Raw genomic sequence first — 229 nt, 5'->3', positions numbered from 1 at the left:
CTATGCAACGCTGTCTGCGCGCGAGCGCGAGGTAATGGCGCTCGTGGCGAGCGGCCTGATGACCAAGCAGATCGCGGCAGAACTGAATCTGAGCGAAATCACTGTGAAGATTCACCGCGGACAGGCGATGAAGAAGATGGACTCGCGCTCGTTGGCCGACTTCGTGAAGAAGGCCGAGGCGCTGGGTGTCGGCCAGCCGGCACAGGCCCCGGCGGCAGCCAGAATGCAG

1 protein-coding gene is annotated in these 229 nt (G+C 63.3%); it reads left to right on the top strand.

Annotated features, from left to right (window positions below; genetic code table 11):
- Positions 1–229: response regulator transcription factor (locus tag SB756_RS36370; RefSeq protein ID WP_410914111.1), on the top strand; the 229-nt coding region annotated here is incomplete at both ends.

Source organism: Pseudomonas sp. SIMBA_068, from assembly GCF_046534705.1.
In the GTDB taxonomy this organism is placed as follows: domain Bacteria; phylum Pseudomonadota; class Gammaproteobacteria; order Pseudomonadales; family Pseudomonadaceae; genus Aquipseudomonas; species Aquipseudomonas putida.
This window is presented reverse-complemented; position numbering and strand designations above follow the sequence as displayed.